Origin of the sequence: uncultured Endozoicomonas sp. (genome assembly GCF_947495845.1) — a bacterium.
GTDB lineage: Bacteria > Pseudomonadota > Gammaproteobacteria > Pseudomonadales > Endozoicomonadaceae > Endozoicomonas.
In genome coordinates this window covers 27001-38937 of sequence record NZ_CANMAO010000003.1, presented here as the reverse complement: position 1 = coordinate 38937, position 11937 = coordinate 27001, and the positions used below count along the sequence as shown (strand labels likewise).

Annotated in this window: 10 protein-coding genes; 5 read left to right on the top strand and 5 right to left on the bottom strand. The window is 46.6% G+C overall.

The genetic code is table 11. The features are described from left to right. Nucleotides 1-38 precede the first annotated feature (38 nt). The 3 genes from Q1B11_RS03250 to Q1B11_RS03245 form a co-directional block, all read right to left on the bottom strand. Nucleotides 39-464 carry a methyltransferase domain-containing protein gene (locus tag Q1B11_RS03250; protein ID WP_299728071.1) on the bottom strand — a complete coding sequence of 142 codons (426 nt, stop codon included), beginning with the start codon at nucleotides 462-464 and terminating at the stop codon, nucleotides 39-41. A 37-nt stretch (nucleotides 465-501) separates the two neighbouring features. Continuing rightward, on the bottom strand, nucleotides 502-627 hold the full coding sequence (locus tag Q1B11_RS20415; protein WP_366139430.1) for a methyltransferase domain-containing protein: 126 nt from the start codon (nucleotides 625-627) through the stop codon (nucleotides 502-504). 238 nt (nucleotides 628-865) lie between these two features. Continuing rightward, the gene (locus tag Q1B11_RS03245) at nucleotides 866-3793 is read right to left on the bottom strand and encodes a hypothetical protein (protein WP_299727418.1); all 2928 of its coding nucleotides are present in this window, start codon (nucleotides 3791-3793) and stop codon (nucleotides 866-868) included. Nucleotides 3794-4120: 327 nt separating this feature from the next. Between Q1B11_RS03245 and accA the strand changes: the two genes are divergently transcribed. The 4 genes from accA (at nucleotide 4121) to kdsA (ending at nucleotide 9145) form a co-directional block, all read left to right on the top strand. Continuing rightward, nucleotides 4121-5071 carry an acetyl-CoA carboxylase carboxyl transferase subunit alpha gene (accA, locus tag Q1B11_RS03240; RefSeq protein WP_299727415.1) on the top strand — a complete coding sequence of 317 codons (951 nt, stop codon included), beginning with the start codon at nucleotides 4121-4123 and terminating at the stop codon, nucleotides 5069-5071. Beyond that, nucleotides 5068-6483 (top strand): tRNA lysidine(34) synthetase TilS, encoded by a 1416-nt coding sequence (tilS, locus tag Q1B11_RS03235; RefSeq protein WP_299727412.1) that lies wholly within the window; start codon nucleotides 5068-5070, stop codon nucleotides 6481-6483. Before accA ends, tilS begins: the two co-directional genes overlap by 4 nt. A gap of 142 nt (nucleotides 6484-6625) precedes the next feature. Continuing rightward, on the top strand, nucleotides 6626-8254 hold the full coding sequence (locus Q1B11_RS03230) for a CTP synthase (protein WP_299727406.1): 1629 nt from the start codon (nucleotides 6626-6628) through the stop codon (nucleotides 8252-8254). 36 nt (nucleotides 8255-8290) lie between these two features. Further along, nucleotides 8291-9145 carry a 3-deoxy-8-phosphooctulonate synthase gene (gene kdsA / locus Q1B11_RS03225; RefSeq protein WP_299727403.1) on the top strand — a complete coding sequence of 285 codons (855 nt, stop codon included), beginning with the start codon at nucleotides 8291-8293 and terminating at the stop codon, nucleotides 9143-9145. 67 nt (nucleotides 9146-9212) lie between these two features. Here kdsA and Q1B11_RS03220 read toward each other — a convergent pair whose 3' ends face one another. Both Q1B11_RS03220 and Q1B11_RS03215 read right to left on the bottom strand, forming a co-directional pair. After that, entirely contained in the window at nucleotides 9213-9614 is a 402-nt protein-coding gene (locus Q1B11_RS03220) for a hypothetical protein (RefSeq protein WP_299727400.1), read from the bottom strand. A gap of 63 nt (nucleotides 9615-9677) precedes the next feature. Continuing rightward, the gene (locus Q1B11_RS03215; protein WP_299727397.1) at nucleotides 9678-10247 is read right to left on the bottom strand and encodes a metal-dependent hydrolase; all 570 of its coding nucleotides are present in this window, start codon (nucleotides 10245-10247) and stop codon (nucleotides 9678-9680) included. Nucleotides 10248-10409: 162 nt separating this feature from the next. On the opposite strand from Q1B11_RS03215, the gene yfcC reads away from it, so the two are divergent. Further along, nucleotides 10410-11933, top strand: a complete 1524-nt coding sequence (gene yfcC / locus Q1B11_RS03210) for a putative basic amino acid antiporter YfcC (protein ID WP_299727394.1) — start codon at nucleotides 10410-10412, stop codon at nucleotides 11931-11933. Nucleotides 11934-11937 lie beyond the last annotated feature (4 nt).

The following is an 11937-nucleotide window of genomic DNA, read 5'->3' as shown; positions in this document are numbered from 1 at the left end:
GTTGACCAGAGGGTAAGATTCCCTCTGTTCACAAAAGCTCATGGTTTTTTTGCGACAAAAATGGAATACGGTGAGTGTGTCTTTTCATCCAGATAGTCACTGTCCATGGGTGCTAAGGGGTGAAGTTGCTGAACTAACTGCAAGCCGCTTTGCTGGATAAAGTCCTGATAATCCGAAGTGCTCCAGTAATAGTCTAGAAACTCGATACCGCTTATTTGGCAAAGAGAGCGAACTTTGGAGCCACTGAAGCGGTGCTCGTTTTCTGGGTAATCCACCTTTCTGTTCGCCCAGTGCCTTTCGGGATTATGACGTTCTTCCGAACTGCCAATGATCACCAGAATGCCACCGGGTTTTAGTGTGCGCTGTATATCTGAAACTATCCTGATGATTTCCTCTCTGTCGTCTATTTCAAGAATGACAAAGCTCAGCAATGCCAGATCATAGGTATTATCTGCTCGTGGAATGTTACCGGACTCAATTAATGTGAACGACGTGTTATGGTTATGGGTTATGGGTTATGGCGTTTGACAGCATATTCGGCTCGATATCCATGCCCTCGACTTCATAGCTTGTATCTTTGAGTAGAGTTGTTGCTACACCAGTTCCACAGCCGTAATCTAAAGCCATAGGCGCTACCAGACTTGCTGAGTGTGCTTCTAAAATACCTTTTATCAATGGTCGGAAATAGCTTCGTTCTATCCAGCTCAACGCTGAATATTGAGCAACGGTCTCCGTAGAATATATCGTGATATTTTGAGAATAGAGATGACTCGATAGAGTGAATATTAGCAAGCAGATATAGCGAAAATTAGAAAGCATAGATTAATAATCTCTGGTGTTTATTGATGGATGAGGCAAATCTAGATCAGCCATGCACATTGTTTGCACGCTGGAAGTGAGGCTCGGTATGAAGCCGGTGTGTTAGTTCACTATGAATTGTTTTAACAGTACCAAGTCTAGCGTTTAGTTCCGAAGTGTCTTGGCTAGTATCTAATTTCTGTGAAATTCTTTTTAATTTCATCATGTTTGCATTCGACATTTTTTGATTGGCTGATTGATTGTTTTTAGATGTTTGGCCGTATAAACCGATGTCTTTGAGAAGTGATTTTCGATAATCGAGTAGTTCTTTGAGGTAGCATTTCTGGCTTATGGAATGGCACCATTTTTCTAACTTTTCTAGCAAGTCATTAATGAAATAAATATTTCCAATTACATCGTCATAAGTTAAATTTCCGAGAATATGTTGATTGCTGTTTTTTGTGACCGTTTCGATGATATGTTTAGCCGATTCAAGGGCGGATTCAAGAATGTGGATAGCATCAGAGATTCGTGATTGTGTCTCTGTTAATGTCGTTGGATTAAATTTACTGGTTGCCACCGTTATACTATTAAGGGTCAGATCTTGTAGGCCGTTCTCGTTTAGCCATTTTATTGCTAAATGTCTTGGCAGCTTTTCTCTTTTAAGAGGCTCTGTGATAGTTCTTGAGTTTTCATACAGCATATTGATAGAGTCAATGCTAACTCTAATATCTTGGATGCGAGGTGGGAGGGGTTGTAGTATTTGGCCTGCGGTTTCGATCAAAATCCAAAATGCATTGGCAGGAGTGTCAAAATAGTCTGAGAGTTGTTCTTTTAAATAGGCGATTATTTCTGGATATTGCCCTGAAGCCACAGCTTTTTTAGTAACGCTATTGACCGACTCGATAAACGTATCTTGTTTTTTAAAAAAGTCTGCTTCAGAATTTTCGGTTGTTCTCTGTTCAGGGAGGGAGGGTGATGTGTTTTTGCATTTTCCAATAAGCGGTTCTTGATGTTTAGTTCTTTTTCTAACCGGTTTAAATGCTATACCCTTTTCAGCCTGGTTCTCTGTGCTGTACTGTTTAATTAGTGCTTGCATATGCTGCAAAAATCCAGTTCGCTTGGTTTCTAATGATACGAGAGTTGCAAGGCTGGCAGCTTCACTGACAAGAAACTGGATGCTCTGGTAGTTTTGGGTCAGAGTGTCATTGTCTAACTTTCTGTTCTCGCGCTCGAGCCAGCAGATGGCTGATTTTAGATCCCTAAGCATTCCATTGGTTTGTGCGGATCGATTTGATAACTTGGATATCAACTGAATGATGGGAAGCAAACAGTGAGTTCTTATAGTATCGGTTGTCTGTACATCGGATTCCTTATCTCCATATATGTTGTGTTCGCAGATATAATCATTGAAAGCGATGAGTAGGCTGGAGAGTGAATTGATCAGACTGGATCGTTCTTTTTCGTCAGTCGTGTCAGTCAGTAATTCGGGGTTTTGAGCAAGCGCTATGAGAGAGGCGATTGAGAACTTAAAGTTTTCATTATTTTTTAGTGATGTTTTAATAATGCTGATGAGTAAAATCTCAATGTTTTTTATTGATTGATTGTGGTTGTGTTGCATGATTTTACTGAATGGCTTTGAGAATAAAGATTTCATGGCTTCAGTATTCATTAGAGTCAATAGCCCTCTGACTATTTCGAGTAAGACGGTGTAGGTCTCACTGTTCATTTTTTTTGGGTATGCCTGTTTGATAGCTGATATATGCTTGATCATTAGTACTGTCAGCAGGTTTAATGAATCTGCTGCCTGTCGTGTGTTGCTGATTCTAACTTCTGTATTTAAGTGGCGTGCGGCAAGAAGACTGAGGTGATTTATAAACTCAATATGCAATAATAAAACGGATGATTCTAGTTTTCCCTGCTGGTAGGAAAGTAGTTTTTTGGGGAAGGTTTCTGCCATGATTCTGATGAGAGAAGTGATGATGTGTATTTGATTCTCAGGCGAATTTTTGACAACTCCTTTCATTAGAGCGCTAGATAATGAGCCTATTTTTTGTTTAGGCATATCTATTTTTGGGAAAGTGGTTATGTCGTATGGAATGACAAAAGCGGTTAAGGGGCTGAAATATAGGCTGCTTTTTGTTGATTGGAGGGGGGTGGAAAAAATAGTAATTATAAAGTCAAAAAAAGCGATTGGAGATACTGTGGTAGATTTCTGTTGCTTTGAGTGACTGGTGTCCATGGTGTGCGCATTGAGGCACTTTGATGCAGCCATGTCCTTTAGATTGTCCACAAGCTCTCTTCCAGAATCAATGAAATGCTGACTGTCTTCCATAAAGCGGGTAAGGCTTTCCACTACGGGCTTACGAGCGGGTGATGTTAATATAGATTGATCGGGGATTTTGGATTGCTTGGTTTTGTTAGATTTACCCTTTGAACTCGATGCTTCATCCTTATGTGTAAAGATGACTTTCATGTCCTCATCTACATTGAAGTGCTTTTTTTTCGTAAATGCTTCTGCTAGTGAGCGGATGGCCGTGGTGGAGATTTCTTTGGCATTCCATAATGGCAATAGGTCACTGGATTGGTCATCAGGATCAAAGGCTGGATCGGGTAACTGGATATTAATCACCTCATCCCCCATTAACATCTTAAGCTGGTCATTATGTTGACTGACAAACTCAGGAGCACAAGGGTTTAGCGCTGAGCCGGCAATATCGGTGATTGTTGCCGGATGCTCTATTAATGGGGGTTTGGGTATATAGGTGCTGGTATGCGTTGGTTGGCTGATGACCATGTTGTAAAGTTGACTTTCTTGTGCTTGTTGGGGGGCAAGTGTAAAGCCTCCCATGTGTGATACGGGATCGGCTACCAACATAATTTGGCCGTATGGAAAAGGGGGGGGTAGATGGTGTACGTCATGCCCTGTCGGGTTGAGTGGCCAGGTACATGGCTGATAAAAGGGCTGCGGTGGTTGAAGATTATAGGGAGACATGGGGTTACACCTTCTAACTGAAAACAAATAGTGACTCGATAGTGTAGACAGTTCTATACCCATTGGATTTCAAGATGCTACTAGGCGACAAGTGAGCGAAGCCCCGTGAGCCTACAAGTAGTAGGTGATCGGGGTGAGCGAACGCTGATAACAACGTAGCATCTTGAAAGGCGATGGGTATAAATCACTTCTGTTCTTCCCACTGGTTATTCGATGGATACGTGTTGTAGGCAATGTTTACAGGTCATTACGCTTTTTAACTCGACTTTCCTTTACGGTTTCCGTATTTTTGACCCTATTTACCTCCGGACATGGTAAGTGGATTTCATGAACCCGAACTACCTGGATTTTGAACAGCCCATTGCTGAGCTGGAAGCCAAGATTGAAGAACTCCGGCTGGTGAGCAGCGATGCGGAACTGAATATTACGGAAGAGATAACAACACTGCAGAATAAATGTCGCAGTCTGACTGAGTCTATTTTCAGTAACCTCTCTTCCTGGCAGGTTTCTCAGCTGGCTCGCCACCCAAGGCGCCCTTATACGCTGGATTACATTCGTTACCTCTTCACAGAGTTTGACGAGCTCCACGGTGATCGCCATTTTGCCGATGATCAGTCTCTGGTGGGCGGTATTGCTCGCTTGGATGATCGTCCGGTGATGATTATTGGGCACCAGAAAGGCCGTGAAATCGAAGAAAAAGTACGCCGCAATTTCGGCATGCCAAAGCCGGAAGGTTATCGCAAAGCCTGCCGTCTGATGGAAATGGCAGAGCGTTTTAAGATGCCCATTCTGACCTTTATTGATACACCGGGTGCCTATCCGGGTATCGGTGCTGAAGAGCGTGGTCAAAGTGAAGCCATTGCTTATAATCTGGCGGTGATGTCACGCCTGAAAGTGCCGGTCATATCTACCGTAATTGGTGAGGGTGGCTCTGGAGGTGCATTGGCGATTGGTGTTTGTGATCATCTGGTGATGATGGGTTACTCCACCTACTCGGTGATTTCACCGGAAGGTTGTGCTTCTATATTGTGGAAGAAGGCAGAGTTTGCTTCTACAGCGGCAGAAGCCATGGGTGTGACGGCAAGCCGATTAAAAGAACTTGGCTTGGTAGACACTTTGGTTCCTGAGCCGCTGGGCGGAGCCCACAGTCACCCTGAAAAAGCGGCGAGCAGTTTGAAGGCCGTGCTAGTGGAGCAACTGAATAAATTGTCGGCGCTGGATAGTGATACATTGTTGGAAAAACGCTATCAGAAAATCAGGGATTTTGGTTCCATTTGAGTACAGAGCTTTCTTTATCCAGTCACCCACTCAACTCTGAGTGGGTTCTTGAAAGGTTGAATACCAGCCTTCACATATCATTGCAATCTGTGCCTTTCACCGTTGCTTTCAGTGGCGGTGTTGATTCTACGGTGTTGCTTCACCTGATGGTGCAGCTGCGGAATCAAGGTCATATCAAGACGCTTAACGCTGTGCATATTCATCATGGGTTGAGTACTTTTGCTGATCAATGGGCTGACCATTGTCGCAGCTTATGTCAGCAGTGGAATGTTCCTCTCACTGTGGAAAGCGTCGTGTTAAAAAACCAGGGGCAGGGTATTGAACAGGCTGCCCGTGATGCACGGTATGGTATTTTCACGGATGCTGTGAAAGACGGTGGCGTTTTGTTGCAGGGGCATCACCGGGACGATCAAACGGAAACCATACTGCAACGTTTATTTCGTGGCACCGGTGTGGATGGTTTTCAGGGGATGCCACAACAGCGGCCTATCGGTACCGGAACGTTGTTGCGACCTTTGCTGTCGATACCCCGATTATCCATTGAATCTTATGCAAAGGATAAGAACCTTCAGCATATAGAGGATGACAGCAATAGTGATGAACACTTTGCTCGCAACTTTCTTCGTCAGTCATTGATCCCAGCCATTGAAACTCGCTGGCCCGGAGCCTCTGAGCGAGTTGTCGAATTGGCAAAAGAAGTGACAGTGCTGAGTTTGGAACAACAAAGTAATACTACAGGACAGTTGCAGACCTGTATTGAATACCATCCTGAATGGCTGTTGGGCGATCAGCCCCTGCTGAATTTAAAGCGACTCGAATCGTTTACACAAGATGTGCAAAATAGAATTGTTCGTGGTTGGTTGAAACAGCAGAATATCTTACTGTCTTCACGGCGTCTGTTGGGTCAGATTTTTTATGAGGTGATAAATGCCAGGGCTGATGGTGAACCCAGGTTGAAAGTTGACCGGCATATCTGGATTTACCGGTTTCAACACTGTCTCGTTATGGTTGATGAGCGTTACTCTCTCACATCTTTTGAGCCTTTCATCTGGCACTGGCAATCGTCATCGGTAGTGGCTTTAGGTGATCATTGTCTGACGGTGAGTGATGGGGTAACGATGAATTGTTTGCCGGTTCAATTGCCAGAAATCCCTCTGTTGTTATGTCAGCGGCGTCATATCGATAAAGATGCAAAAATAGCCATTGCCGGACGCGCAGGGCGAAAAACCTTAAAGCGCTGGCTTCAGGAGTATCATGTTCCACCTTGGCTCAGAGAATATTTGCCTTTTATTTATAATGACGAGCAAATGGTGGCTGCTCCCGGTTTTTGGGTTTGTGAGGGCTACCAAGGCGTTGTTGGTCGAGCCAGTGTACTCAAGCTTGAGCCAACGGTTCTATCAGGCGCCGATTAAACTTGATGGGTAAACCATAACTGTTTTACGTTTCCTGCAGCTTTTGGTATCCTGATCCCCCATCTTGAGACTTTATTTTCAGCCGCGGTTTTTGAGCTGAAAACAGTTCCCCCGTCAGTTTTATATTTCAAAGCAGGTTAGCATGACGCGTTATATTTTCGTCACCGGCGGTGTTGTTTCCTCATTGGGCAAAGGCATTGCATCGGCATCCCTTGCTGCCATCCTTGAAGCACGTGGTCTTAAGGTGACGATGCTCAAGTTGGACCCTTACATCAACGTTGATCCGGGCACCATGAGCCCTTTCCAGCACGGTGAAGTGTTTGTGACGGAAGACGGCGCCGAGACCGATCTGGATCTGGGTCACTACGAGCGTTTTATCCGCACCACCATGAAGCAGGGTAATAACTTTACTTCTGGTCGTATCTATCAGGATGTTCTCCGTAAAGAACGTCGTGGTGATTATCTCGGTGGCACGGTTCAGGTGATTCCGCACATCACAGATGAAATCAAACGTCGTGTGATCAAAGGTGCTGGCGATGCGGACATCGCCCTGGTAGAAGTGGGCGGTACCGTGGGTGATATCGAATCCCAACCGTTCCTGGAAGCCATCCGACAGTTAAAAGTAGAACTGGGTTCCCAGCGTGCCATGCTGATGCACCTGACGCTGGTGCCTTACATCAAAACCGCTGGCGAAACCAAAACCAAGCCGACTCAGCATTCTGTTAAAGAACTGCGCTCTATTGGCTTGCAGCCAGATATTCTGGTGTGTCGCAGCGAAGAGCATATTGATGCTTCTGCCCGTCGTAAGATTTCTCTGTTCACTAACGTGGAAGAGCGTGCGGTTGTCTCGCTGAAAGATGCCGACAGCATTTATAAAATCCCCCGTATGCTCCATGAGCAAAGCCTGGATCAGCTGATTGTTGATCGTTTCAATATGGGTTGTCAGGCGGCTGATCTGTCTGAGTGGGATGATGTGGTGGATCGTGAGTTCAATTACTCCACGGAAATCACCATCGCCATGGTAGGCAAGTACATGGAGTTGCTGGATGCCTACAAATCCCTGATTGAAGCCATCAAGCACGCAGGTTTGAAAACCCGCACCAAGGTGAAAATTCGTTACATCGATTCTGAAACCATTGAGCAGGAAGGCCTGTCGGTTCTGGAAGGGGTGTCCGCCATTTTGGTACCGGGTGGTTTTGGTCATCGTGGTGTGGAAGGTAAAATTTCCACGGTTCGTTACGCTCGTGAGAATAAGATTCCTTATCTGGGCATCTGCCTGGGTATGCAGGTGGCGGTGATTGAATACGCCCGTCATGTGGCTGGCCTTGAAGGTGCCAACAGTACCGAATTTGAACGCCAGGCGGCTCATCCGGTGGTTGGTCTGATTACCGAATGGATTGACGCAGCCGGCAGCGTTGAAAAACGCGATGAAGCGTCTGATCTGGGCGGTACGATGCGCCTGGGTGCGCAGAACTGTAATCTGACTGCTGGCACGCACTCTCATGAGGCCTACGGTAAGGACGTGATCACCGAGCGTCATCGTCACCGTTATGAAGTGAACAACAACTATGTTGAAGCACTGGAAAAAGCCGGTCTGGTGATCTCTGGTCGTTCTGAAGACAACTCTCTGGTTGAAATGATCGAAGTGCCAGATCACCCATGGTTTGTTGCCTGTCAGTTCCACCCGGAGTTCACATCAACACCGCGCGATGGTCACGGTTTGTTCACCGCATTTATTAATGCGGCACTGTCGTTTAAGCACAAATCTTGATAACACTGATTTTTCAACAGAATTAAGGCTGTAGAAATGCAGAACAACAAAGTGGTTGATGTAAGCGGCATCAAAGTGGCAAACGATTTGCCTTTTGTGCTTTTTGCCGGAATGAATGTGCTGGAATCCCGTGATCTGGCCATGAAAATTGCCGAAGAGTATGTTCGGGTCACTGAAAAACTCGGCATCCCGTATATCTTCAAGGCGTCGTTTGATAAAGCCAATCGTTCGTCCATCGCCTCTTATCGTGGGCCGGGTCTGGAAGAAGGCTTAAAACTGTTTCAGGAACTGAAAGAGACGTTTGGTTTTCCGATCATTACCGATGTGCACGAGCCGCAACAATGTCAGGCGGTGGCAGAAGTGGTGGATGTGATTCAGCTGCCTGCGTTTCTGGCGCGCCAGACGGACCTGGTGGAATCCATGGCGAAAACCGGTGCGGTTATCAATATCAAGAAGCCCCAGTTCCTGAGCCCGGGGCAGATGGGTAATATTTGTGACAAGTTCCGTGAAGCGGGCAACGATCGTCTGATTCTCTGCGAACGCGGTGTGAACTTCGGTTATGACAACCTGGTCGTCGATATGCTGGGCTTCAACACCATGAAGCAGGTCAGCGGTGGCGCACCGGTGATCTTCGACGTCACCCACTCTCTGCAGTGCCGTGATGCACTGGGTGCGGCTTCCGGTGGTCGTCGTCATCAGGTGACTGAGCTGGCTCGAGCGGGCATGGGTGTTGGTCTGGCAGGTTTGTTCCTGGAAGCCCATCCGGACCCGGACAACGCTCGTTGCGACGGGCCTTCTGCTCTGCGCCTTTCCATGCTTGAGCCGTTCCTGGCGCAAATTAAAGCACTGGATGATCTGGTGAAGTCATTTGAAGAGCTGGATACTCACTGAGTATTTTGTTGAAATTGTGTCCCAAAAAGCCATGGTTACCGCCATGGCTTTTTTATATCCGTCTTTATTACTTTGCGATGGTTGTGCACTGAGCGCAGATGCCAAGATTGGCATCAATGTTTGCATTGCCGAGCAGACGCTCAATTAACTTGCCGTAGTCGCCTTCCAGGCTGATGCCTTTATAGCGGACGGGTGTCTGATAAAGTTGCCATTGCCCCTCCAGATTCCGTTCTGCGAAAGCAAACTGAAAGGCAAGGTTGCCGGCCATTCCCATGCGAAGATCAGAAACAATTAACTGACCGTTGTCTTCCCGGTAGCTGAGATAGTTTTGAGAAAAGGTTTGCAGATCGATGAGTTGTTCTGGTGTTTCCTTCATTGGCCAATGGCCGCGGGGTTGGCGAATAAAACGCACTTCCGCATCCTTATCCAGCAAAGAAGCAAGTCCTTCCCAGTAACTGTCGCCATCCAATACCACTACTCGCCAAAGCAGTGTGTTTAGAGGAGAAGGTGTGATAAAGACGCTCTCTGTTGGTCAGGCAAGAGTCTGTACAGTGTCGTCTACCCGTTGCTGAATTTTCTGCTGGGCAACCAGGCTCCAGCCGAGATAAAGGGTTGAAATAAACAGAGCGATAACACTGCTCTTTGCAGCTTTTTTCGGTGTTATCAAACCAAAGCCAACACCGATCAATAATGGCAGCGTGTAAAGCGGATCAATGATAAATACGCTGGATAGTGCATAGTAACCGGGTATTGGCCAGGTCAGTTGAGTTCCATACGTGGTGAAGTAATCCAATAATGGGTGGGTGACCAAAACGGACATTATCATCAGGCCGAGGCGATTGAACGACCATTCTTGTATTGGTTTGAAATAATGAATTACCCATGCCAGAAACAATGAGAAAATCGGCAGGACAAAAAGCGAATGAGAGAAGCCCCGATGTTTCACGGTGTTGCTAATGTCATCGCCATAATTGATCAGAACATCCAGATCCGGGAGTGTTCCCAGCAGGGCGCCAGCCAGAAGTACTTTGCCATTGCATCGCTTACCCGCAAATGCTGCAGCAACGGTGGCGCCAAGAGCTGCCTGAGTGATTGAATCCACATCACACCTTTTATTAGAAAGTCATTAGCAAATCATTAGAGAATGATGCCTGAACCTTGAGTCGAGTCAATGAAATAAAGGATGCGTTATTTATACCTATTGATTATTTATTCGCCATATATGAAATTCTATGCAAATAATTGACGTCGATAGATGAGATTTATGGCTGAAGTAATTGCCCAGAACCCTTCCCAAGAAGTTCCCCGTTCAACATCCTGGCAGATGCCCGACACCCTGATTCTTATTTTCTTTGTGGGCGTTTTTGCTGCATTACTGACCTACCTGATTCCTGTTGGCAATTTTGCCAGCGAGCAGGTTGCTTATGTTGTAGACGGTGTCGAAAAAGTCCGAACTGTGATTGACCCAGACTCCTTTGCCTATGCCACTGACGACGCTGGTAAAGAGATTTACAAATCCGTTGGTCTGTTTGCTACTGGCAGTGAGCCGGGGCTGATGAACTTTGCTTTTGCAGGTTTGTCTTCAGGTTCTGCAGTCAGCGTCATTATGTTTATGTTGGTGATCGGTGGTGCTTTTGGCGTAGTGATGCGCACTGGCACTATTGATAACGGCATTCTGCGATTGATTGAAAAAACCAAAGGCAGTGAAGCGCTGTTTATTCCGGTGCTGTTTTTCCTGTTTTCCCTGGGCGGTGCTGTGTTTGGCATGGGGGAAGAGGCGGTCGCCTTTGCAATTATTATCGTGCCGTTGATGGTGCGTTTGGGTTATGACGGCATCACCACCGTGATGGTGACCTACGTTGCGACTCAAATTGGTTTTGGTACGTCGTGGATGAACCCATTCTCCGTCGCCATTGCCCAGGGGATTGCGGGTGTGCCAGTGCTGTCGGGTATGACGTTCCGTGTGGTGATGTGGCTTGGTTTTACCCTGATTGGCATCCTGTTTACGATGATATATGCAGCGAAGATCAAAAAAGATCCGGAGTCATCTTACAGTCGTCGTTCAGATGCTTACTTTCGCAATCAAGTATTGAACATTGTGGATTCCCGCTGGAACATGGGCGACACCCTGGTTTTGCTGACAGTGGCTGCCACGATGGTGTGGGTGGTATGGGGTGTGATTGTTCATGCCTGGTATATCGGTGAAATCGCTTCCCAGTTCTTCACTATGGGTTTGGTGGCAGGGCTGATTGCGGTTACCTTTCGTTTGAACGACATGACATTGAACGACGTCGCCAGTGCATTTAAAGAAGGCGCTGGCGTCATGTTGGCGCCTGCTCTATTAGTGGGTTTTGCCAAAGGCGTTTTGCTGATGCTGGGCGGTGGTAACACGGGAGATGCCAGCGTTCTGAATAGTATTCTTAACAGTGCTGGTGGTTTGATCAGTGGTCTTCCGGGGGCTGCGTCCGCCTGGTTGATGTATGTCTTCCAATCCGGGTTTAACTTCTTTGTGACCTCTGGCTCTGGTCAGGCAGTACTGACGATGCCATTGTTGGCGCCGTTGTCGGACATTGCCGGTGTTACCCGACAGGTGTCGGTGCTGGCATTCCAGCTAGGCGATGGTTTTACCAATCTTATTGTGCCCACTTCCGCCTCACTCATGGCAACGCTGGGCGTTTGTCGTATAGATTGGGGCGATTGGGCAAAGTTTGTCTGGCGTTTTATGGTGCTTCTGTTTGTGCTGGCCAGCTTTGTGGTGGTGGGTGCTCACTTGGTTGGCTTTGCCTGAGTGT

Coding starts and splice junctions, on each gene's coding strand:
- Q1B11_RS20415 (WP_366139430.1), bottom strand. CDS start 627: ATGGCTTTAGATTACGGCTGTGGAACTGGTGTAGCAACAACTCTACTC.
- Q1B11_RS03245 (WP_299727418.1), bottom strand. CDS start 3,793: ATGTCTCCCTATAATCTTCAACCACCGCAGCCCTTTTATCAGCCATGT.
- accA (WP_299727415.1), top strand. CDS start 4,121: ATGAACCCGAACTACCTGGATTTTGAACAGCCCATTGCTGAGCTGGAA.
- Q1B11_RS03230 (WP_299727406.1), top strand. CDS start 6,626: ATGACGCGTTATATTTTCGTCACCGGCGGTGTTGTTTCCTCATTGGGC.
- kdsA (WP_299727403.1), top strand. CDS start 8,291: ATGCAGAACAACAAAGTGGTTGATGTAAGCGGCATCAAAGTGGCAAAC.
- yfcC (WP_299727394.1), top strand. CDS start 10,410: ATGGCTGAAGTAATTGCCCAGAACCCTTCCCAAGAAGTTCCCCGTTCA.